19 protein-coding genes and 1 pseudogene are annotated in these 21370 nt (G+C 69.6%); 14 read left to right on the top strand and 6 right to left on the bottom strand.

Going from position 1 to position 21370, the window contains the following annotated elements:
* Positions 1–52 precede the first annotated feature (52 nt).
* Positions 53–346 (top strand): DUF2087 domain-containing protein, encoded by a 294-nt coding sequence (locus HOV77_RS25965; protein ID WP_290866052.1) that lies wholly within the window; start codon positions 53–55, stop codon positions 344–346.
* Here the strand turns inward: HOV77_RS25965 and rsgA are convergent, their stop codons facing one another.
* Positions 347–1384 carry a ribosome small subunit-dependent GTPase A gene (rsgA, locus tag HOV77_RS25970; protein WP_290866055.1) on the bottom strand — a complete coding sequence of 346 codons (1038 nt, stop codon included), beginning with the start codon at positions 1382–1384 and terminating at the stop codon, positions 347–349.
* Positions 1381–2667, bottom strand: a complete 1287-nt coding sequence (gene aroA / locus HOV77_RS25975) for a 3-phosphoshikimate 1-carboxyvinyltransferase (RefSeq protein ID WP_290866057.1) — start codon at positions 2665–2667, stop codon at positions 1381–1383. The genes rsgA and aroA overlap by 4 nt, the downstream gene beginning before the upstream one ends.
* Positions 2668–2723: 56 nt before the next feature.
* Between aroA and HOV77_RS25980 the strand changes: the two genes are divergently transcribed.
* From HOV77_RS25980 to HOV77_RS26000, 5 genes and pseudogenes are all read left to right on the top strand, one after another.
* Positions 2724–3392 carry an SOS response-associated peptidase gene (locus tag HOV77_RS25980; RefSeq protein ID WP_290866059.1) on the top strand — a complete coding sequence of 223 codons (669 nt, stop codon included), beginning with the start codon at positions 2724–2726 and terminating at the stop codon, positions 3390–3392.
* A gap of 250 nt (positions 3393–3642) precedes the next feature.
* Positions 3643–3975: pseudogene (locus HOV77_RS25985) on the top strand (WhiB family transcriptional regulator); the annotation flags it as partial.
* A gap of 392 nt (positions 3976–4367) precedes the next feature.
* Entirely contained in the window at positions 4368–5168 is an 801-nt protein-coding gene (locus HOV77_RS25990) for a sigma-70 family RNA polymerase sigma factor (RefSeq protein WP_290866061.1), read from the top strand.
* The gene (gene rsrA / locus HOV77_RS25995) at positions 5165–5419 is read left to right on the top strand and encodes a mycothiol system anti-sigma-R factor (protein WP_290866063.1); all 255 of its coding nucleotides are present in this window, start codon (positions 5165–5167) and stop codon (positions 5417–5419) included. Before HOV77_RS25990 ends, rsrA begins: the two co-directional genes overlap by 4 nt.
* A gap of 144 nt (positions 5420–5563) precedes the next feature.
* Entirely contained in the window at positions 5564–5779 is a 216-nt protein-coding gene (locus tag HOV77_RS26000; protein WP_290866065.1) for a biotin/lipoyl-binding carrier protein, read from the top strand.
* Positions 5780–5793: 14 nt separating this feature from the next.
* Here the strand turns inward: HOV77_RS26000 and HOV77_RS26005 are convergent, their stop codons facing one another.
* Positions 5794–6357 carry a TetR/AcrR family transcriptional regulator gene (locus tag HOV77_RS26005; protein WP_290866067.1) on the bottom strand — a complete coding sequence of 188 codons (564 nt, stop codon included), beginning with the start codon at positions 6355–6357 and terminating at the stop codon, positions 5794–5796.
* Positions 6358–6566: 209 nt separating this feature from the next.
* Here HOV77_RS26005 and HOV77_RS26010 point away from each other — a divergent pair, with 209 nt between their 5' ends.
* Positions 6567–8123 (top strand): MDR family MFS transporter, encoded by a 1557-nt coding sequence (locus tag HOV77_RS26010; RefSeq protein ID WP_290866137.1) that lies wholly within the window; start codon positions 6567–6569, stop codon positions 8121–8123.
* A gap of 75 nt (positions 8124–8198) precedes the next feature.
* On the opposite strand, the gene HOV77_RS26015 is transcribed toward HOV77_RS26010, so the two are convergent.
* Positions 8199–10034 (bottom strand): tetratricopeptide repeat protein, encoded by a 1836-nt coding sequence (locus HOV77_RS26015; protein WP_290866069.1) that lies wholly within the window; start codon positions 10032–10034, stop codon positions 8199–8201.
* 158 nt (positions 10035–10192) lie between these two features.
* Here HOV77_RS26015 and HOV77_RS26020 point away from each other — a divergent pair, with 158 nt between their 5' ends.
* The 3 genes from HOV77_RS26020 to HOV77_RS26030 all read left to right on the top strand — a co-directional run bounded on the left by HOV77_RS26020 (position 10193) and on the right by HOV77_RS26030 (position 15115).
* The gene (locus tag HOV77_RS26020; RefSeq protein WP_290866139.1) at positions 10193–11224 is read left to right on the top strand and encodes an SIS domain-containing protein; all 1032 of its coding nucleotides are present in this window, start codon (positions 10193–10195) and stop codon (positions 11222–11224) included.
* Between the two features lie 13 nt (positions 11225–11237).
* Positions 11238–12764: a PAS domain-containing sensor histidine kinase gene (locus HOV77_RS26025; protein WP_290866071.1), complete on the top strand. Its 1527-nt coding sequence runs from the start codon at positions 11238–11240 to the stop codon at positions 12762–12764.
* 140 nt (positions 12765–12904) lie between these two features.
* Positions 12905–15115: a hypothetical protein gene (locus tag HOV77_RS26030; protein ID WP_290866073.1), complete on the top strand. Its 2211-nt coding sequence runs from the start codon at positions 12905–12907 to the stop codon at positions 15113–15115.
* On the opposite strand, the gene HOV77_RS26035 is transcribed toward HOV77_RS26030, so the two are convergent.
* Positions 15100–16818, bottom strand: a complete 1719-nt coding sequence (locus HOV77_RS26035; protein WP_290866075.1) for a hypothetical protein — start codon at positions 16816–16818, stop codon at positions 15100–15102. The genes HOV77_RS26030 and HOV77_RS26035 overlap by 16 nt on opposite strands.
* A gap of 345 nt (positions 16819–17163) precedes the next feature.
* On the opposite strand from HOV77_RS26035, the gene HOV77_RS26040 reads away from it, so the two are divergent.
* Genes HOV77_RS26040 through HOV77_RS26055 form a run of 4 tightly spaced genes read left to right on the top strand, consistent with a single transcriptional unit; the run spans position 17164 to position 20470 of the window.
* The gene (locus HOV77_RS26040; RefSeq protein WP_290866077.1) at positions 17164–18849 is read left to right on the top strand and encodes a nitrite/sulfite reductase; all 1686 of its coding nucleotides are present in this window, start codon (positions 17164–17166) and stop codon (positions 18847–18849) included.
* Positions 18836–19021 carry a hypothetical protein gene (locus HOV77_RS26045; protein WP_290866079.1) on the top strand — a complete coding sequence of 62 codons (186 nt, stop codon included), beginning with the start codon at positions 18836–18838 and terminating at the stop codon, positions 19019–19021. Before HOV77_RS26040 ends, HOV77_RS26045 begins: the two co-directional genes overlap by 14 nt.
* Positions 18999–19745 (top strand): phosphoadenylyl-sulfate reductase, encoded by a 747-nt coding sequence (locus HOV77_RS26050; protein ID WP_290866081.1) that lies wholly within the window; start codon positions 18999–19001, stop codon positions 19743–19745. Before HOV77_RS26045 ends, HOV77_RS26050 begins: the two co-directional genes overlap by 23 nt.
* Positions 19745–20470: a sirohydrochlorin chelatase gene (locus tag HOV77_RS26055; protein ID WP_290866083.1), complete on the top strand. Its 726-nt coding sequence runs from the start codon at positions 19745–19747 to the stop codon at positions 20468–20470. The genes HOV77_RS26050 and HOV77_RS26055 overlap by 1 nt, the downstream gene beginning before the upstream one ends.
* On the opposite strand, the gene HOV77_RS26060 is transcribed toward HOV77_RS26055, so the two are convergent.
* Positions 20407–21354: a zinc-binding dehydrogenase gene (locus tag HOV77_RS26060; protein ID WP_290866085.1), complete on the bottom strand. Its 948-nt coding sequence runs from the start codon at positions 21352–21354 to the stop codon at positions 20407–20409. The genes HOV77_RS26055 and HOV77_RS26060 overlap by 64 nt on opposite strands.
* Between the last annotated feature and the right edge of the window lie 16 nt (positions 21355–21370).

Below are 21370 nucleotides of genomic sequence, written 5' to 3' on the forward strand. Positions count from 1 at the left end.
GCGCGCGGAAACCTGCGCGACTCCGCGACCGTCCCCGGGTAGGTTCGGAAAGATGACGGAGCAGGTCGAGGAGGAGAAGCGCCGGGAGGCCGTGCTGCGCACGTTCTTCGGGCCGGACGGCCGTCTGGTCAGCATGCCGGCCCGGATGGGCAAGCGCCGGTTCGTCCTGGAACAGATCGCGTACGCCTTCGAGCCGGGCGTGAAGTACACCGAGCTCGAGGTGAACGCCATCCTGCGGGCGTTCTGGGACGACTACGTGACGATTCGGCGGTACCTGATCGACGCCGGGCTGCTCGGCCGGGAGCAAGGGCTCTATTGGCGTACCGGGGGATATGTCGACATCTAGCTAACTGTCGGCATCGGAGACGTCGGAGCTGGTACGCGAGGCGAGCAGCCGCCGGAACGAGGCCAGCCGCCGTTCGTCGGCATGCCCGGCGGCGACCCAGGCGTCCAGCGCGCACTCCGCGCCCGCCATGTGGTCGCAGTTCGGCGGGCAGTCGACCGTTCCCTCCACGAGGTCGGGGAAGCCGTGCAGCACGCTGTCGGCGCTGACCAGGGCCAGCCCGAAGCTGCGTACGCCGGGGGTGTCGATGATCCAGCCCGGGTCCTTGCGGGACTTCCCGATGGGAGGCAACCGCAGCGCCACGGCGCTGGTCGAGGTATGCCGTCCCTTGCCGACGGCGCTCACCTCCCCGACAGCCCGCCCGGTTCCGGGGATGAGCCGGTTGACCAGCGTCGACTTGCCGACCCCGGAGTGGCCGACGAGGACCGAGACGTGCCCGGCCAGCTCTTTGCGTACCGCGGTGAGGTCTGAGCCCGGTCCGGTCAGCAGGTGCGGCAGGTCCAGAGCGGCGTAGTAGTCGAGGATCTCGTGCGGCGTCGCCAGGTCCGACTTGGTGAGCAGCAGGATCGGTTCGATGTCGGCGTCGTACGCCGCGACGAGGCACCGGTCGATGAAGCCGGTTCGGGGCGGGGGATCCGACAGCGAGCTGACGATGACGAGCTGGTCGGCGTTGGCGACGACCACTCGTTCGATCCGGCCCTCGGTGGTCGTCTCGTCGTCGTCCGCCGTACGCCGGAGCACACTCACTCGGTCGGCGACGCGCACGATCCGGGCCAACGCGCCGGCGCTGCCGCTGACGTCGCCGACGATCGCCACCTGATCACCGACGACCACGGACTTGCGGCCCAGTTCGCGGGCGCGCATCGCCGTGACGACGGCGCCGTCCGCCATCGCCACCGTGTACCGGCCGCGATCCACCGCGAAGACGAAGCCCTCGGTCGCGTCGTCGTGCTTGGGCCGCGTACGCGTCCGGGGTCGGGATCCACGCGTGGCCCGGATGCGGACGTCGTCCTCGTCGTACTCGCGCCGTTTCGCCGTCAAGAGCTAGCACCCACCATGGCACTCCATAGTGCCGGGAAATCCGGGAGCGTCTTGGCTGTACACGCCACATCACTCAGGACGACTCCCGGCACCTTGAGGCCCAGGAGCGCCGCCGCGTGCGCCATCCGATGATCGTCGTAGGTCTCGAAGACCGTTCCGGTCAGTGGGTGCGGTTCGACGGTGAGCCCGTCCTCGTGTTCGGTGACCCCGGCCCCGAGCGCGGACAGCTCCCGGGCCAGCGCGGCGACCTGGTCGTTCTCCTGCGTACGCAGATGGGCGAGCCCGCGCAGGGTGGATGGACCGTCGGCTAGGGCGGCGAGCGCCGCGATGACCGGGCTCAGCTCGGCCTGATCGCGCAGGTCGACGTCGATCCCGCGGATCTGCGGCCCGCCGCGGACGGTCATGCCCTTCTCCGTGAGCCGGAACGAGCCGCCCATCCGGGTCAGCACCGCCCGTAGCCGGTGCCCGGCCTGCAGGGTGCTCCGCGGCCAGCCCGGCACGGTGACGCGACCGCCCACGACGAGGGCGGCCGCCAGGAACGGGGCGATCGTGGCGAGGTCGGGCTCGATCAGCCAGCTGCGGCCGGCGAGCCGGGCCGGTTCGACCCGCCACGCGTCCGGTGTCGCGTCGTCGACCGCGGCTCCGGCGGCCCGCAGCATCTCCACCGTCAGCCGGAGGTGCGGGGCACGGGGCAGCGCCGGTCCGGTGTGCTTCAGGGTGAGGCCGCGGTCGAAGTCGGGCGCGGCCAGCAGGAGTCCTGTCAGCAGCTGGCTGGACGGGGAGGCGTCGACGCTCACGTCGCCACCGCGTACGCGGCCTTGGCCGTAGACCGTGAGAGGCAGTCCGTCGGCGGCTCCGGCGTCCAGGCGTACGCCGATCGCCCGGAGCGCGGCGACCAGCGGGCCGAGCGGCCGCTGGCGGGCCCGGGCGGTGCCGTCGAAGGTGACCGCGCCGCTGGCCAGCCCGGCGAGCGGCGGCAGAAAGCGCATGACCGATCCGGCCGTCCCGACGTCGATGTGCGCCGGCCCGGTCAGCGGGCGCGGGCGGACCACCCACCGCTCGTCGTCGACGGTCGAGATGTTCACCCCTATCGATCGCAGTCCGGCGGCCATCAGTTCGGTGTCCCGGGCGCGCAACGGGTTGTCCAGTGTGGACGTCCCCGTGGAGATCGCGGCCAGGACGAGCGCGCGCGTCGTCATCGACTTCGATCCGGGTAACCGGACTCGGGCGTTGAGCGGATCGATGGCGGTCGGTGCAGTCCACGGCACGGCGCGCTTCGTCACCCGCTCATTCTTACCGTTCGAGGGCTCTGTCGGACCATGCGGGTAGGTTCATTTTCATGTGCGGGCGTTATGCGACGACGCGCTCCTCGGCCGATCTCAGCCGCCTCTTCGAGGCGTTCGACGAGACCGAGGGCGGCGTCACGGTGGACTACAACGTGGCACCGACCGACAAGGTGCCCATCGTCCGGGTCTCCGCGAGCCGGGAGGCGCGCGTGCTGACGGTGGCGCGCTGGGGGCTGGTTCCGCCGTGGGCCACCGATCCGCGCATCGGCTCCCGAATGATCAACGCTCGTGCCGAGACCGTCGCGAGCTCGCGGGCCTACGCGCAATCCTTCGAGCGCCGCCGCTGCCTCGTCCCGGTCGACGGCTGGTACGAATGGACCCGGTCGCCCACCGGAAAGCAGGCGTTCTACATGAATATGAATGGAGAAGGCCTCACGATGGGCGGCATCTGGAGCGTCAAAGGCGATCTGCTGACGTTCAGTGTCATCACCCTGCCCGCTCGCGGCGACTTGGCCAAGGTGCACGACCGCATGCCGCTGCTGCTCCCACCGGACCGGTGGTCGGAGTGGTTGTCTGCTACACCGAGTGACGACCTGCTCACCCCGGCCGACGACGACTACCTGTCCACAATCGAGATCCGGGCAGTGGGGTCAGCAGTGGGGGATGTCCGCAACGACGGTCCCGGTCTGATCGAACCCATCGAAGCCGGTCTACTTTTCTGATCGGCTGACATCGTGATCCGGTGACGCCGGGTAATCGATGCAGCGACACACAATGCGCCTGATTAACGCCATTTGACGGCGGATTGTCGGCAGGAATTTTTGCCGATGTCCAGACGAACTCTTGTCTCCGTACGCCTTTGTGCGATAGAACACAGCGCCGGTGCCGGTTCATCCAGCCGCCACCGGATGGTTTGCACCGTGCAGCTTAGAGCGCGGTGAGGCACCGGACCCACGGGGGAGGTGGGTGGATTTGACCCGGGCGCGTGTTCCACGCCCACATGAAGTCGCGGCCGCGCGTCGCGACCCGAGACTGTTGCGGGCCGCCACCGAGCGGCAGAACGACACTGCCTGGCGGACCAGGGGGGTCTGCCAATCGGTCGACCCGGAGACGTTCTTTCCGGCACCGACGGATCCGCCGGACGCGGCCATTGCGCTGTGCGGCACCTGTTCGGTGCAGGGGGCTTGTCTTGCCTGGGCTCTTGAGGCCGGCGACTGCCACGGCGTCTGGGGTGGCACCACCGCCCGGGAACGCCGGGCCATGGTGGTCGCCTGGCGAACCCCGGAGCAGCCCGAGGAGCAGCCGTACGCGGAGCAGGCGGACGCGACCAGTCCGGTCGTCGGGGGAACGATCCCCGCGCCGGGCTGGGCGGCGGCGGTCGCCCGGGCCGCGGAAGTGGCCCGAGCCTCGGGCGTACGCCCACCGAAGCGAACGGGCCCGACCCGGCGCCGGGGTGTGCCCGCCGTCACCGAGCTGGCGCTGGAGATCCATGAGCGCAAGCCGGAGCTGCGGGAACGCCGCGAACCACAGGTGCTGATCCCGCTTCAGCGCTTCGCTGAGCCCGCACCCGCGCTGGAGGCGCTGGTCGCGTGACCTTCATCACCGCGGTGGTGGCGCGGCATGGAATGCGCGGCGGTCGCAGAGCGTTGACCCGGCCGGAGGACCTGACCAGGTTTCCTCCGCGAAGGGGTGATTCAGTGCGTACTGCGACGAAGACGAGGCCTGACGACCAGATCAAGATCCTGATCGGGTCCCCGGACTGGTCGGCGGAGACGGCAGGGGACGACATGACCCGTCTGCCCGCCTCCGTTGTTGCGACGCCCATGCCCGCCACCCGCGTATCCTCAGCGGGACGGGCCGTGACCACACGGCCCCGGAAGGGCGAGGCCAGGGTGACCACGGAGTCGACGGAAGACCGGCGCGCACGGTTCGAGCGGGACGCCATGCCGTTCCTCGACCAGCTGTACCCGGCCGCCCTGCGGATGACCCGCAACCCCGCCGACGCGGAGGACCTCGTCCAGGAGACCTACCTCAAGGCGTACGCCGCGTTCCACCAGTTCGAAGAGGGCACCAACCTCAAGGCCTGGCTGTACCGGATCCTGACGAACACCTTCATCAACTCGTACCGTCGCAAGCAGCGGCAGCCCGTGCAGGCTCCCACCGAGGAGATCACGGACTGGCAGTTGGCCGAAGCAGAGTCGCACACCTCGTCGGGGCTGAAGTCGGCCGAGACCGAGGCACTCGACCGGCTGCCCGACAGTGACGTCAAGCAGGCCCTCCAGGCCCTGCCCGAGGATTTCCGCCTGGCGGTCTACCTCGCCGACGTCGAGGGCTTCTCCTACAAGGAGATCGCCGACATCATGGGCACCCCGCTCGGCACGGTCATGTCGCGGTTGCACCGCGGTCGCCGGGCCCTGCGCGGCATGCTGGAGAGCTATGCGGCCGAGCGCGGCATCATCGGCGCGTCGGCCGATCACGACGAGGTGACGGCATCATGAGCGACGAGTGTAAGGACGTGCTCGACGAGGTGTACCTCTACCTCGATCTGGAGTGCACCGACGAACGTCGTGACCTGATCAAGCAGCATCTCGACGAGTGCTCGCCGTGCCTGCGGGAGTACGGGATCGAGACCGAGGTCAAGGCGCTCGTGGCCCGCTGCTGTGGGGCGGAGAACGCGCCGGAGGATCTCAAGCGCCGGCTGCGCGCCAAGCTCGCCGAGCTCGTCGTGGACGACCGCGTCGTCTCCTGACTGCGACGGCACCGCGTCCGCCGCGACAGCACCGCGACGGGCGGGCGATGGCACTGCGACGGTGTGTCGGCGGTCGACGGCCGCGCCATGGTTGGATGACCCTCAGGGTCCGCAATGTGGCGGACGGCTGCTGGGAGGGGCACGATGGCCGACGAGATCCGTGCGGAGATGGTGGCGAACGTCTGGAAGGTCGTGGCCGCCGAGGGCGACCAGGTCGCGGACGGTGACACCCTCGTCATCCTCGAGTCCATGAAGATGGAGATCCCGGTGATGGCGGAGTCCGACGGCACGCTGACCAAGCTGGCCGTGAACGAGGGCGACGTCGTGCAGGAAGGCGATCTGATCGCCATCATCGGCTAGGGCCCGCGCGGGGGTCAGCCCTCGATCAGCTCGTCCGCCATCTCCAGGGCGGTCTTCATCCGCTCCTCGTCGCTGATCTTGTCCGGATCGAGGACGAACCAGCAGGCGTGCAGCGTGAACAGTGCCATCGAGGCGCGCAATCGCCGCCCTGGAGTGGCGTCGGCATCCACCAGATAGTCGATCATGGCCTGCATCCGCCCGCGGAAGTCCTTCGTCGGGCGGCGGTCCTTCATCGTGGCCTGATTGCGCTCGAAGAATCGCATGATCTTGTGGTGCTGGCCCTCCATCATGCTGTCGGCGTACCGACGCAGGAAGTCCTTGCGCGCCTCCAGGGTGCGCGGCTGATCGGCGGTCCACTCGATGAGCTTGTCGATCCGGGCGGACTGGTCGCCCATGAAGCTCTCGACGATCTCTTCCTTGCTCTTGAAGTGGTAATAGAGTGCGGCCTTCGTCACACCGAGCCGCTCCGCGATCTCCCGCAGGGACGTGGCGTCGTAGCCCTGTTCGGTGAAGAGTTCCAGCGCAACAGCTTGGATCCGCGATCGCGTATCCCGCCCTTCGACCTGCTGTTCGCTCATCTTCTGCTCCTGCGGAGATCCGAAATTCCATTGCACTTGACGCGCGGCTAGTAATCAACTTACCGTACGGCTAGTAAGTTTGCTAGCCGGTCGGCAAGTAAGCCTGGCTGGATCTGATCAAGACGCTGATCAAGGGAGCATCGCTCGTGTCCACCATCCCCGAACCGTCCATCGCGAAGCCGAATCTGCGGCTCGTGTTGCCGGGAATCATGCTGGCGATGATGCTGGCGATGCTCGACAACATGGTCGTCGGGACCGCCATGCCGAAGATCGTCGGCGAACTCGGCGGCCTGTCCAAGCTCTCCTGGGTCGTCACCGCGTACGTGCTGGGCACCTCGGTGTCCACCCCGATCTGGGGCAAGCTCGGCGACCTCTACGGGCGCAAGAAGGTCTTCCTGACCTCGGTCGTGTTGTTCATGATCGGCTCGATGCTCTCCGGCGCGGCCGGCGAGTTCGGCTGGCTCAACGACGCGATCAACCCGATGACCCAGCTCATCGCGTTCCGGGCCTTCCAGGGCCTCGGCGCGGGTGGTCTGATGGTGGGCGCGTTCGCCCTCATCGGCGACCTCGTCCCGCCTCGCGAGCGGGGCAAGTACCAGGGCCTCATGGGCGGCATCATGGCGATCGCGATGATCGCCGGCCCGCTGGTCGGCGGCCTGATCACCGACCACGCGTCGTGGCGCTGGATCTTCTACATGAACCTGCCGATCGGCGCGGTCGGCTTCGTCATGCTGCTGTTCTTCCTGCACCTGCCGGTGCGCAAGACCGAGCACAAGATCGACTGGCTGGGCGCCGGCCTCCTCGGCGTCAGCATCACCGCGATCGTGCTCATCACCACCTGGGGCGGCAAGGAGTACGACTGGGCCTCGGCGCAGATCTTCGGGCTCGGCGCGCTCGCGCTGGTCACGCTGGGCCTGTTCCTGCTGGTCGAGCGTCGTCACCCGGAGCCGGTCCTGCCGCTGCACATCTTCAAGAACCGCAACTTCAGCGTGGTGAGCGGCATCGGCTTCCTGGTCGGGTTCGCGCTCTTCGGCGCGGTCGCCTTCCTGCCGCTCTACCAGCAGACCGTCCAGGGCGCCTCGGCGACCAACAGCGGCCTGCTGCTCCTGCCGATGATGATGGGCGTGCTGGTCACCTCGTTCGCGATCGGCCGGATCATCACCAACACCGGCAAGTACCGGATCTTCCCGATCATCGGCGGCGCGATCATGGCCGTGGCCATGTTCCTGCTGACTCGCCTCGCCGACGACACGAGCAAGTTCGAGTCGTCGGTCTACATGGTGCTGCTCGGCCTCGGCATGGGCTTCCTCATGCAGACCACGCTGCTCATCGCGCAGAACAGCGTGGAGATGAAGGACCTCGGCGTGGCCAGCTCCACCGCCACCTTCGTCCGGTCGATCGGCGGTTCGTTCGGGGTGTCGATCTTCGGCGCCGTGTTCAACTCCCGGCTCAGTGACAGCATGACCGAGACCGCAGGCCCCAAGGCCGCGGCCATGATCGACCAGTTCGGTGGCAACCTGGGCACCGAGGGCATGGCCCAACTCGCCAAGGTCCTGCCGCCGGAGCAGCTCGAGCCGATGGTCAAGGCCATCAAGCACGCCATCGCGTACGCGACGTCGGGGCTGTTCTGGTGGGCGCTGGCGTTCGCCGTGCTGGTGCCGGTGCTGGCCTGGTTCGTCAAGGAGGTCCCGCTGCGGGGCGCCGGTCCGCAGAAGGCCGGGGAGGACTCGCCGGAGGCGGCGCTCGCCCTCGCCAGCGTGGAGTGATCGTCCACTAGGGACACCTCAAGACTCGATGCCCCCGGAGCTTTCCTCCTCCGGGGGCATCGCGCTGTCCAGCGCCTATCGGCCGGTCAGCCGGCGCAGCAGCGACCGCTTCTTCGGCTGTTCCGGAATCTCCGCGGCCGGTCGGTCGGCGTCGTCATCGGCCTCGTCGGCCAGCACGGTGTCGGCGAGGCGTCCGAGCTCCGGGTTCACGTCGGGGACCAGCCGGACGAGGTGGGCGAGCGACGACAGGATCGTGACCGGCCGCTGCTGCGAGGCCTCCGTCGCCGCCAGGAACCGGCGGCCGACGAGCTCGCCGACCTCTGTGCGGCAGCCGGGATCGAGCCAGGCCGCGACCACCAGCGCGAACAATGCCGCCTCGGTCGTCCAGTCCTCGACGCCGTACGCGATCTCCGCGAGCACGGCCCGCTGGGCGGTGGTGTCACCCGGCTCGGCGGCGAGTTCCCGGCAATGCAGGATGCCGAGCGCCGCGAACGTCTGCGCCGAGCGTTCCCACCAGCCGTCGGGGATGCCGGCCATCCGATCGGGCACCGGCGGCGGATACACGAGCAGTCCGAGCAGATCGCTCAACGGCAGTTCGCCGAGCGGCAGCGCGTGGTCGTACGCCGAGACCGGGTCGGGCCAAGTCCCGGAGGCGAGCTCGGCGAGCAGTGCGGTGGCGCGAGCGGACGGCGGCGGCACCGCCGGGTCGGCCCGGAAGCCGGCGTACTGCCAGAGGACCCGGCCCGGGCGCAACGGCTGCACCATGTCCGGCGGTGGATCACCGGCGATGGAGACCGAGACGTTCGGCATCTCCCGCCGGAAGATCGCCAGTGCGCTCGGCGGCTCCAGTCCGGAGATGCCGATCTCGCCCTCGCTGTCGCGTTGGTCCGCCGGGAACTGGCCGAGCACGTTGATGCACGACGCGCTCGGCCCGGCGACGATCCCCAACCAGGTACGCCCGTCGCAGCAGTCGGCGAGATCGGTGTGATCATGGCTGGTCTGCGGGGTGGTGCGGACGAAGTCCGACAGCGCGACGAGGTGTTGCGGATCGCCGTCGCGCTGGAACCGCAGCCGGTACGCCGTGTGCACGGCGCAGTCATAGGTGGGGTCGATCCGCATCGCGTCCTCGATCACCGACAGCGCCTCGTCGAGGCGCCCGGCGTCGCTGAGCCAGCTCGCCACATCGGCGTTGAGGTCCAGGTCGAGCGGGTTCTGTCGGCGTGCCTCGGCCATCACGGCCAGCGCGTCGGGCAGCCGGCCGGCGGCGCGGAGGGCGTAGGCGTACCAAACGGCGGTGAGCTTGGTGGGTTCCAGGCGGTACGCCGTCTCGCCCCACCGGGCTGCTTGGGCCGGGTCGCCTAGTCGCCGGCCGACTCCCGCGGCGGCGCCGTGCAGCATCGCGTGCTGTGGATGGGCGGCCATCACTCGGGTGGCCAGCTCCAGGTAGGCCGCGTTGGCTCGGCGTACTTCGGGGGCGGCGGGCTCGCCGAGTTCGCGCATCAGCGTCACGAGGACCTGGACGAAGGCGTCGGGGTCGACGCGGTCGCCGGGCAGTGCGCGTACCCAGCTCACGTCGGCCCACGGCTGAGCCGGGTCGAACGCCGTCGCCTTGGCCAGCAACGACAGCGCGCCATCCACATCGGACGCAGCGCGCAGGTGCGCGTGCGCGACGACCGCGCCGAGGAACGGGCGGTCGTCGAGCGGGAACAGGCTCAGGCCGCCGTCGGGACTCCGGGCGGCCAGCGCCGCGAGCAGTTCGTGCACCTCGGGCAGGCTCGGTGCGTGCGCGATCGCCCCGGCGAGATGGTTGGCGGCGTGGTGGAGGTCGTCTCCGGCGAGGGCGATCCGGGCCAGCGCCAGTTCGCCATGCGCCTCCTGGACGGGGTCGTGGACTCCTTCGGCTTGGGTCACCCGGGCAGGGTAGAGGAATGTGACTTCCAGCGCGGGACCTGCGTGATCCTGCTCGCCCGAGTTGAGTCGGCCGTCATTTCGTGCAAGACTGCGCACAGATCGAGCATAAATTGAGCACGAAGACTCAGGGAGTGGGCATGAGCGAGCGCGGCGTCGGCATGGCGACGGACATCGCGGAGCAGCCGGGCGTCTACGGTGCGCTGCTGGAGCCGGCGAGCGTACGCGAGATCGAGCGGGTCGCCGCCGCGATCGCCGAGCGCCGCCCGAAGCACATCGTGTTCACCGCCCGGGGCACGTCCGACCACGCCGCCCTGTACGCCGCGTACCTCACCGAGATCCGGCTCGGCGTGCCCGCCGGGCTCGCCTCGCCCAGTGCGATGACGGTGTACGGCGCTCGCCCGGACTTCTCCGAGGCGCTCGTCGTCGGAGTCTCGCAGTCCGGCGGTTCGCCCGACCTGACCGAGGTGCTCAAGATCGCCCGGGAGCAGGGCGCGCTGACGCTGGCCGTGACCAACAACCCGAAGTCGATCCTCAACGAGACGGCTGAGCTGACCGTCGACGTGGCGGCCGGGCACGAGCGGGCTGTGGCGGCGACCAAGACCTACACCGCCGAGCTGCTCGCCCTGCTGCTGCTCGTCGAAGCGATCCGCGGCGAGGGCAAGGTGCCCGCCGACGAGTTCGCCCAGCTCACGAGGTTGCCGGAGCTCGCCGAGCAGACGTTGCGCGACGACACCCCGGCGCAACTGGCCGAGCGTTATCGGTTCGCCGGGCGGGTCGTCACCACCGGCCGGGGGTACGCGTACCCGACCGCCCGGGAAGCGGCGCTGAAGCTCATGGAGACCTCCTACCTGGCGGCGCTCGCCTTCTCCGGAGCCGACCTGCTGCACGGCCCGCTGGCGATGGCCGACCCCGACGTCCCGGTGCTCGCCGTCGTCGGCACCGGCCCGGGCGGGACCGCGATGTCGGATGTGCTCACCCGGCTCGGCGAGCGGCGGGCCGACGTCGTCACCATCGGCTCCGGCCAGGTGGCCGAGGCATCGGCCCGGCTGGTGGTGCCCGACGTCGACGAGCGCTACTCGGCACTGCTCGACATCCTGCCGCTGCAAAAGCTGGCCCTGGCCATCGCGCTCAGCCGGGGCGAGAACCCGGACGCTCCCCGCGGACTCAAGAAAGTCACCGAGACTCTGTAGCTAGTGTGGTCGCGTGTCCACACTTCGCGATCTGGTCGAGGAGCACACCTCGCTCGGCCCGGACGACATCGACCACCTGACCCGGCTCGCCGGGGACTGGCAGTTGATCTCCGACCTCTCCTTCGCCGACCTGCTGCTCTGGGTGCCGGTCAGCACAGGAGAGGCGGTCGCGGGCGCTCCTTCGTTCCTCTGCGTCGCCCAGGTACGCCCGACGACCGCTCCCACGGCGTACCAAGATGATCAAGTGGGCCGGATGGTGAGCGGACCGGAAGTGGCCCACTTGGCCATCGCCCGCCAGCAGGGCCGGATCTGGCGCGAGGGCGACCCGGTCTGGTACGGCGACACTCCCGCGCGCCATGAGGCGGTGCCGGTCCGGCGGCGACGCGCGGACGGTGAGGCGAGCGAGGTGATCGCGGTCGTGGGCCGCGACACGAACCTGTCCACCGCGCGGACCCCGAGCCAGCTGGAGCTGAACTATCTGACCAGTGCGGACGACCTCGCGCAGATGGTCGCCGACGGCACCTTCCCGCCGCCGCGGCACCCGGGCGAGACGACCAGCGCGCCGCGGGTGGGGGACGGGCTGATCCGGCTAGACGGCTCGGGGAAGGTCACCTACGCCTCGCCGAACGCGCAGTCGGCCTTCCGCCGCTTGGGACACGCTTCCCACCTCGTGGGCGAAGACTTGGCCGCCTTGCTGGGCCGGATCGCCGACGACCCGCTCGAAGGCTCCGAGGCGTCGGCCCGGGTGCTGGCGGCGCTGCACGGCGATTCCCCGGCTCGCAAGGAGATCGAGGTACGCGGAGCGACCGTGCTGACCCGGGCGCTGCCCCTGATTCCGGCCGGAGTGCCGATCGGCGCGCTGATCCTGGCCCGCGACGTCACCGAGGTACGCCGCCGCGACCGGGCATTGATCACCAAGGACGCGACGATCCGCGAGATCCACCACCGAGTGAAGAACAACTTGCAGACGGTGGCTGCCCTGTTGCGGCTGCAGGCGCGGCGGGTCGACGCGCCCGAAGCGCGAGCCGCTCTCGAAGAGTCCGTACGCCGGGTGGCGTCGATCGCGTTGGTCCACGAAACACTTGCGATGTCGGCTGACGAGGCGGTCGAGTTCGACGGGATCGTCGACCGCGTGGCGACCGCTGCGGCCGAGGTAGCGGGCGGTTTCTCAGGCAGTGGCATCTCGGTGCGCATGCGCCGGGAGGGCAGCTTCGGCGTACTGCCGGCTGAGATCGCCACTCCGCTCGTCATGGTCCTCAACGAACTGCTGCTGAACGCGGTCGAGCACGCGTTCGCCGAGGATTCCGCCGACGCCGAGGTGGTGATCTCAGCTCACCGTTTCCGTAAGCAACTGCAGGTGGCGGTGGCCGACAACGGGCGCGGCCTGCCCGAGGACTTCGATCCGGCGGTCTCCAAGCGGCTGGGTCTCCAGATCATCCGTACGCTCACCACCGGTGAACTTCGCGGCAGCATCGAGATGCGTAACCGTCCCGAGGGCGGGGCCGAGGCGCTGCTCGAGGTTCCGCTCACGAAGCGCTGACCGGCCCGCTCAAGATCGCTGACCCCCCAAGATCAGCGCTGGATCACGGTTCGCGGTCGAATCATGGGGCAAGATTCGACCCGGAACCCTGATCCAACGCCAAGACCGACCCCCGCCAAGACCGACCCCGGAGGACGCGCATGACGGCCAGGCCGGCCCGATGGCTGCCGCTGATCGTGGCCTTCCTGGCGATGACGGCGTTGGTGCTGGCGGCGGGCACGCCGGTCGCGGAGGTGGCCCGGTATTGCGCGTATGCGGTGTGGGCGGTGGTCCTGCCGGGGACGCTGGTCTACCGCGCGCTTCGGCCGACCCCGCGGACGCTGGTCGAAGACGTAGCGCTGGGCACCGCTGTCGGGCTGACCCTGGAGCTGATCGCCTGGGCCCTCTGCGGAGCACTCGACGTGCGCTTCTTGTTGCCGGGGTGGCCGCTCCTCGTGGTCGCGGTGTTCCTGACCAAGCCACTGCGACGGCATTGGCGGCCCGCATACCCGGAGAAGATGCCGGTCGCCTGGTCGTGGTCGGTCGCCGCCATCGTGATCTTCTGGACTTACTACCTCTACGTGGTGTTCCTGGCCCGGAACCCGGTCCTGCCGACCTCCGAGTCCACCCGGCAATACCTCGATCTCGCGTATCAGCTGTCGCTCGCGGGCGAGGCCAAGAACCATCTTCCGCTGCACCTGCCCCAGGTCGCCGCCGAGCCGCTCAACTACCACTGGTTCGCCTACGCGCACATGGCGATGGCGTCCCTGGTGGGCGGGGTGGACCTCACCGCGGTGTCGTTGCGCTTCGCCATTCCCGCGCTCTGCGCGCTCACGATCGTGCTCACCGCAGTCGTCGGTGCGCGGGTGACTCGTCGGCCGTGGGCCGGAGTGGTCGCGGCCGTGCTCTTCTTCACGATCGGGGAGGTCAACTTCACCGATCCGGTCACCATGCCGTTCGGCACCCAGGCGACCTTCGTGATCTGGCACGGCATGTCGATGATCTACAGCTGGGCCCTGCTCGTCGCGCTGATCGGCGTACTGGTCACGGTGCTCACGGGCGAGGAGCGGTCGTGGCGCGGCTATCTGCTCGCGGCTCTGCTCATCGCCGCGTCGAGCGGAGCAAAGGCCAGCTCGCTGCCAGTGGTTCTGGCCGCGGTGCTGCTGGTCTTCTTCACCCAGCTGGTACGCACAAAGCAGATCCCCTGGCCGGTCGTCTGGCTCGGGCTGCTGGCCGCGGCGGGTCAGCTCTTCGCGACCGCAGTCCTCTACCGGTTCCACACCTACGCCACGAACATCGACGTCCTCGGCAGCCTCGGGGTCTTCTTCGATCCGCCGGCCGGCGAGCATCGGGGCTGGTGGGAGCAGTCGGCGATCACCGCAGGCGTGGTCGTGGCCTTCCTGGTGAACATGGAACTGCGGCAGGCGGGGATCATCCCGCTGCTCCGACGGCACCGTTTGCGGCTGGAACCGGCGCAGTGGCTGCTGTTGGGTGGCGCGCTCGGTGGCGTGGCGGCGTACCTGCTGCTCCGGCAACTCTCGGACGGCCAGCAGTACTTCGCCCGCGCCGGGTTCGCGTTCGGCGTGATCCTCTCCGCCTGGGGGTACGCCGAAGTCTTCGAACGCGCCCAGCTGTCCCGGCGCGGCCGCTGGTATCTCGGCGCGTTCGCCGGCCTGGTCGCGCTGGCGACGATCGGGGTTCAGCTGGCCTTCGCCGGGCCGGCCGAATGGCGGCGGCCGTTCGATCCGGCCGTGCCCATCCTCCGGTGGATCGCCCTGCTGTCGGTGTGTGGCCTGGCGGGTTGGGTGATCTGGGTCAGCCTGTCGCTGACCCGGCCCGGGATGCGCGGCAAGGGCGGGCTCGTGGTGCTCACGGCGATCCTGGTCGTGGGGGCGCCCGGGCTGGTCATGGACATGGCGAAGTCGGCCCGTTCGCCCAACGGAGGCGCGTACTACAACACGGCTATGCCCCGGTCGCGGGTGCTCGCCGCCCGCTGGGTCCGCGACCACAGCCGCCCTTCTGACGTGCTGGCCACCAACGTCCACTGCGGCCCCGTCCCGTACGCCGGGCGGTGCGATCCGCGATCGTTCTGGCTTTCGGCGTACGCCGAACGGCGGGTGCTGGTGGAAGGCTGGACGTTCGCCCCCCGGGTCGCCGGGGACGCCCTCACCCCGTTCTGGGATCAGGCTTTGCTCCAGCGCAACGACCGAGTCTTCACCGATCCCACGCCGGAGGATCTGACGGCGTTGAAGGCCGACGGCGTCCGCTGGCTCGTCGCCGACTCCCGGTCAGGCGCAGTCTCGCCGGAGCTGGCGGCGTACGCCGACCTGCGGCACACCGAGGGGGCCGTCTCGGTCTACGAAGTGCGCTGAGGCACCCGCCAGTACCAGACCCCGCCGCCGGTCTGGGCGGGCTGCTGGACGATGCCGGTGATCGTGTCGCGCATCGCGTCGGCGTGCGGCCCGCCCTGCTGGAGAACGACGCATTGGGCGCGCCAGTAGACGAGATCCGCGCGCGCGACGGTGAGCTGCCGAGGAGTCAGCTCCGGCGCGTGCCCGGTCTCCCGAGCGGTCATCACGGCGACGTCCATCGTCCGAAGTGGACGTCCTAACCGGCCCGCGCCGTCGTGATCCCGGCTGAAGTAGTAGCCGTTGGGTGAGGCGTAGCCGAGCTTCGCCGCCAGTTGCAGTCGCATCTGGTAGTGGATCACCCCGGCTCGGGTCGTGTCCCCGTACGCGATCAAGGTGCCGTGCTGCTCGGCACAGGACCGCCACTGACCCGAGCTGATGAACGCCGGGGCGGGTTTGGCGGCCGTCGCACCGAGCCCGCGCGGAAGGGTGGGGATCAGCGCCACGAGCACCATCGCCGGCCACGCCCAGCGCAGGACGCTCAGCCGGGCGGCGTGATCCCAGCTCACCGCGAGGAGCAGGCCGATCACCGGAACGGCGATGAGCGCCAGGCGTACGACGATGACGTCGCGGAACAGCGGGAGCTGGGCGACCAGCGTCCACGACCCCGGTACGCCGATCGCCCGCCCGTGCCACTTGGGCAGCACGCCGAGGGACGCGATACAGGCGAGCACCGCGGTCAGGGCGGCACTCCGGACCCAGACGAGCCGACGGAGCCACACTGCCGCCACCACGGCGACGAGGATCAGCGGTACGCCGAAGAACGCGGCCTGCTCGCTCGGGTTCGGCGCGACCTCGGCCGCGGCCGCCGGACTGCCCGCGATCGAGGCGCCGGCGTACGCCGTGAACGAGCCGAGGTCGGCGACGTACCGCCCGCTCGGCAAGCCGTGGTACGCCTCCGGCCCGAGGAACTGCACCCACAACGGGTAGCCGGCGATCGAGAGGGTCACCACGCCGGCGAGCACCACGCTGACGAGTGCGGCCTTCCACCGGGCGAAGACGATCGCGGGCCGCTGGACGGCGTAGAAGACGATGAATCCGCCGAGGCCGAGCGCGGCGAGGAACAGAGTCTCCTCGCCCAGCAGGATCTGCGCAGCGGCGACCAAGCCGAGTCCGGCTCCCCGCAACGGATGGGTCCACCATCGCCCGGGTACGCCGAGATTCAAGGTCAGCGCCACGAGCAGCGGCACGAAGAACTGAGCGGCGATATGCGGATGCCCGTTCGCCTGCGACACGATGCCGGGTGCGAAACCGCAGAACAGTCCGCCGACGAAGGCGGCCGGGGCGGACGTGCCGAGACGGCGGCGGAGAAAGGCGTACCAGGCGATCGCGGTGCCGGCCAAGGCGGCGGTCGCGAAGATCGTGAAGCTCGCGCCCGGGCCGGCCAGCCGAGTCACCGGGGCGAGCAGTACGCCGACGAGCACCACCGAGGTGTTGCCCGCCAGATTCGCCGCGGTCGGCGTACCGAGGATGGGGGCGAGGAATGGATCACGGGCGTGGGCGACGGCCTGGGCGGTGTGCTGGAGCATCCATTCGAAGAGGATCTGATCTTGGGGATTGGTGGCCAGGAGACGCTGGCCGGGGTGCGCCCACAGACCCCGGAGAACTAATACTGCCGCTAGGACGAAGAACGCGACTGCCATCAAATCCGGCCAAATCCTCCGCACGAGTGTCAGCATATTGTGATTCGCGCCGCATAACCGGCCCAATGGTTCCGAGGGCTGAGACGGCGGCCACGGCATCTTGGCCATCGGCGGCCGGACATGGCATTGTGAACGACATGAGTCCCGCCACGCTCCGTTCCGTGCCGCTGACTGCGCGGCGGCACGTCGACTACGGGCGTGTGCGGAGCGCCATCTGTCGGCTCGGCTGAGCGTCGCCCGAGGACTCCGTCTCGAGGAGTCACTTCTTGTCCGGGCGCGCAGGCGCCGGGAGCAATGATGCTTGATCGCGAATGATCGTCGCGATATTCGGCGTACAGCGCGCAATCCAAGCATCAGGAGGACGCCGCGATGGCGACCGATAATGCCGTGACTGCCAAACCCGCCGTCCGGCGGAAGCGCGGCGAGGGACAGTGGGCGCTGGGCCACCGCGAGCCGCTGAACCCCAACGAGCGGACCAAGAAGGACGACAACCCGCTCAACGTCCGGGCCCGGATCGAGTCGATCTACGCCCACCGCGGATTCGACAGCATCGACCCCGCCGACCTGCGCGGCCGGTTCCGTTGGTGGGGCCTGTACACCCAGCGTAAGCCCGGTATCGACGGCGGTCGCACGGCGATCCTCGAGCCGCACGAGCTGGACGACGAGTACTTCATGCTCCGCGTACGCATCGACGGCGGCCAGCTGAGCCTGGCGCAGTTGCGGGTGCTCGCCGAGATCTCGACCCGGTACGCCCGGGACACCGCCGACATCACCGACCGCCAGAACATCCAGTACCACTGGATCCGCATCGAGGACATGCCCGCGATCTGGCAGCAGCTCGAAGCGGTCGGCCTGTCCACCACCGAGGCCTGCGGCGACACCCCGCGAGTCGTGCTCGGCAGCCCGGTCGCCGGGGTCAGCGCGGACGAACTGGTCGACGCCACGCCCGCGATCGACGAGATCGTCGGCAAGTATGTGGGCGACCCGGCGCTCGCCAATCTGCCCCGCAAGTTCAAGACGGTGGTCTCCTGGCTGCCGGACGTCCCGTACGAGGCCAACGACGTCTCGTTCCTCGGTGTGGTGCACCCCGAGCACGGTCCGGGCTTCGATCTGTGGGTCGGCGGCGGCCTGTCCACCAACCCGATGCTCGCCCAGCGGCTCGGCGCCTGGATTCCGCTCGCCGAGATCCCCGAGGTCTGGAAGGGCGTCGTCGAGGTCTTCCGCGACTACGGCTACCGGCGGCTGCGGAACCGCGCCCGGCTGAAGTACCTGCTCGCCGACTGGGGCGCGGCCAAGTTCCGCCAGATCCTCGAGGACGAGTTCCTCGGGCGCAAGCTCGTCGACGGTCCGGCTCCGGAGCTGCCGGCCCAGCCGATCGACCACATGGGCGCGCATCCGCAGCGCGACGGCTCGTTCTACGTCGGCGCCTCGCCGCTCGTAGGCCGTGTCTCCGGGCCCATGCTCCACTCGCTCGCCGACGTGGCCGAGGCTCATGGATCGGCACGGGTACGCCTGACGCCCCACCAGAAGCTGCTGGTCCTCGACGTGGCGCCCGATCGGGTGGAGTCCCTCGCCGACGCCCTCGAAGGCATCGGGCTGCAGGCGCGTCCGTCGCAGATCCGGCGATCGACGATGGCGTGCACCGGCATCGAGTACTGCAAGCTCGCCATCGTGGAGACCAAGGCGACGGCGGCAGCGGTCGTGCACCACATCGAGTCCACCGGCCTCGACCTGCCGATCAGCGTCAACGTCAACGGCTGCCCCAACGCCTGCGCGCGTACGCAGGTCGCCGACATCGGGCTCAAGGGTCAGCTCGTCCCCGGCCCGGACGGCGAGCTGGTCGAGGGCTTCCAGGTGCACCTGGGCGGCGGCCTGACGTTGGCCAAGGGCCAGCAGTCGGGGTTCGGCCGGAAGCTGCGCGGCCTCAAGACCACGAGCGCCGAGCTGCCGTCCTATGTGGAGCGGCTCAGCCGGGCGTACCTGGACGGGCGTAAGGACGCGGACGAGCCGTTCGCGGAATGGGTCCAGCGGGCGGATGAAGATGTCCTCCGGTGATCGGGCGTTCCCCAGCTACTGCCCCTATTGCGGGGACGAGGACCTGCGTCCCCATTCCGATGTCCACGGCACCTGGGAGTGCCGGTCCTGCACCAGAGTCTTCTCGCTGAAATTCCTCGGCCTACTCAGTCACCCCTCGGAGGTCCGAAGTGAGCAGCACGCGAACCGTTGACGAACTAGTCGAACTGTCCGTCCGCGCCGGCAAGGCGCTCGAAGGCAAGCCCGCCGAAGAGATCATCGCCTGGGCGGTGGAGACCTTCGGCGACCGCTTCGCCGTGACCAGCTCGATGGCCGACGCCGTCGTGGCCCACCTGGCCTCCCGGGTCGCCCCCGGCATCGACGTCGTCTTCCTCGACACCGGCCTGCACTTCGCCGAGACCCTGCGCGTACGCGACACCGTGGCGCGCACGATCCCGGTGACGATCCGGTCGGTGCGGCCGGAGTTGACGCTGGCCGAGCAGGACGCCGAATACGGCCCCCGGTTGTACGCCCGCGACCCGGACCTGTGCTGCTCGCTGCGCAAGGTGCAGCCGTTGGAGAAGGTGCTCGCCGAGTACGACGCCTGGGCCGCCGGGCTGCGCCGCGACGAGTCGCCCACCCGGGCGAAGACCCCGGTCGTGCACTTCGAGTACGCCCGCAACAAGGTCAAGGTGAACCCGATCGCGGCGTGGACCGACGAGGACGTCAACGCGTACATCGAGCGCTATGACATCCCCGTGAACCAGTTGCTCAGCAACGGTTACGGCTCGGTCGGCTGCTGGCCCTGCACTCGGCGTACGGCGGCGGGGGAGGACCCGCGAGCCGGGCGCTGGGCGATGTTCGACAAGACCGAGTGCGGTCTCCATACGCCGGGGAGCCTCTTGGGCGAGCCGCAAGAAGTGCAGTCAGTGTCCTGATGACGCCGTTGCTGCTGGTCGCGCACGGTTCCCGGGATCCGCGCGCCAACGCCACGACCCGAGCCCTGGCGAGGGTCGTGGCGGCGGCGCGGCCCGGCCTCGACGTCCGGGTCTCCTTCCTGGAACTCGCCCAACCCAGTCCGGCCACCGTGCTCACCGCCTTGGACGAGTGCGCCGTCGTCGTGCCGTTGCTGCTGACCAACGCGTACCACGGGCGGATCGACCTGCCGGCCCAAGTCGCCGGGTTCGACGTCGCGGTCGCCACCCCGTTGGGCGGAGTGTCCGATCATCTGCTCGCCGGGCTGCGCAAACGGCTCGACGCGGCGATCGGCCGCGACGCCTATGACGGCCTGGTCCTTGCCGCCGCCGGTACGCGCATGGCCGAAGCCCGGGTGGTCGTCCACCAGACCGGTGATGCCCTGAGCGCTGCTTTAGGCGTACCAGTGGAAGTGGCTTATGCCGCCGGCGCGACCCCTTCGGGCGGTGAGGCGGTCGCGGCCTTGCAGGCTCGTGGCGCGCGGAGAGTGGCCGTGGCGAGCTACTTCCTGGCCTGCGGACGCCTTTTCGACCTGGTCACAGACAGTGCGGTACGCGCGGGCGCGGTGGCCGTGGCCGAACCGCTCGGCGCGTCGTGGGACCTGGCGCGGCTGATCCTGGACCGCTACGAGTGCGTGAGCACCAGCTTGCCGAAGACGTCGCCGGTGGCGAGCTTCTCGAACGCCTGACGCACGTCGGCGAAGGGAAGGACCTCGTCGATCACCGGTTTCACCTGGCCGGTGGCGACCAGCTCGATCAGGGCCCTGAGCTCGCCGGCGGTGCCCATGCTGGAGCCGAGGATCTGCAGTTCCATCATGAACACCCGGGCCAGGAGCAACTCCGCGCTGCGGCCGGAGGTGGAGCCGGAGACGACGATCCGGGCGCCGGGCGCGGCACACTTCAGCGAATGGTCGAAGGTGGCCGGGCCGACGGTTTCGATCACGACGTCCACCCGCTCGGGCAGCCGCGCGCCGGATTCGACGGCGATCGCGCCGAGAGCGGCGATCTTCTCGCGCTTCGCGGCGTCGCGGCTGGTGGCGTAGACGCGTTTGCCCATCGCGTGGGCGAGGACGACGGCAGCCGTCGCGACTCCGCCGCCCGCGCCCTGGACCAGCACCGACTCGGCCTCCTGGACGCGTCCCTTCGTCGTCAGCATCCGGTACGCCGTGAGCCACGCCGTCGGCAGCGCAGCAGCGTCCTCAGTGGATACTCCGGCGGGCAACGGCAGCAGGTTCTCGGCGGGAACCGTCACGTAGTCGGCGAGCGTCCCCTGATGCTTCTCGCTCAGCAGCGAGAAGCCACGGGGATCCTTGGCGTCCGGGATCACCGCGTGCACCAGTACGCGCGTCCCGTCTTCGCGTACGGCGACCGCGTCGCAGCCGAGGATCATCGGCAGCTGCGCCTCGGACAGGCCGACTCCGCGCAGCGACCAGATGTCGTGGTGGTTGAGGGCGCTCGCGACGACCTTGACGACTTCCCACCCCGGTTGCGGCTGCGGCTCGGGGCGCTCTCCGATCGCGAGACCGTCGAGCGGCGCGTTCGGGTGGATGGACTGGGCGAAGACGGCGCGCATGGGTCTCAACCTACCC

Origin of the sequence: Hamadaea sp., assembly GCF_013362815.1 — a bacterium.
Classification (GTDB): domain Bacteria; phylum Actinomycetota; class Actinomycetes; order Mycobacteriales; family Micromonosporaceae; genus Hamadaea.

Bases quoted from the DNA above. Each gene is read 5' to 3' on its own strand.
- HOV77_RS25965 (WP_290866052.1), top strand. From the start codon at position 53: ATGACGGAGCAGGTCGAGGAGGAGAAGCGCCGGGAGGCCGTGCTGCGC.
- HOV77_RS25980 (WP_290866059.1), top strand. From the start codon at position 2,724: ATGTGCGGGCGTTATGCGACGACGCGCTCCTCGGCCGATCTCAGCCGC.
- rsrA (WP_290866063.1), top strand. From the start codon at position 5,165: ATGAGCGACGAGTGTAAGGACGTGCTCGACGAGGTGTACCTCTACCTC.
- HOV77_RS26000 (WP_290866065.1), top strand. From the start codon at position 5,564: ATGGCCGACGAGATCCGTGCGGAGATGGTGGCGAACGTCTGGAAGGTC.
- HOV77_RS26005 (WP_290866067.1), bottom strand. From the start codon at position 6,357: ATGAGCGAACAGCAGGTCGAAGGGCGGGATACGCGATCGCGGATCCAA.
- HOV77_RS26010 (WP_290866137.1), top strand. From the start codon at position 6,567: ATGCTGGCGATGATGCTGGCGATGCTCGACAACATGGTCGTCGGGACC.
- HOV77_RS26020 (WP_290866139.1), top strand. From the start codon at position 10,193: ATGGCGACGGACATCGCGGAGCAGCCGGGCGTCTACGGTGCGCTGCTG.
- HOV77_RS26030 (WP_290866073.1), top strand. From the start codon at position 12,905: ATGACGGCCAGGCCGGCCCGATGGCTGCCGCTGATCGTGGCCTTCCTG.
- HOV77_RS26040 (WP_290866077.1), top strand. From the start codon at position 17,164: ATGGCGACCGATAATGCCGTGACTGCCAAACCCGCCGTCCGGCGGAAG.
- HOV77_RS26045 (WP_290866079.1), top strand. From the start codon at position 18,836: ATGTCCTCCGGTGATCGGGCGTTCCCCAGCTACTGCCCCTATTGCGGG.
- HOV77_RS26055 (WP_290866083.1), top strand. From the start codon at position 19,745: ATGACGCCGTTGCTGCTGGTCGCGCACGGTTCCCGGGATCCGCGCGCC.
- HOV77_RS26060 (WP_290866085.1), bottom strand. From the start codon at position 21,354: ATGCGCGCCGTCTTCGCCCAGTCCATCCACCCGAACGCGCCGCTCGAC.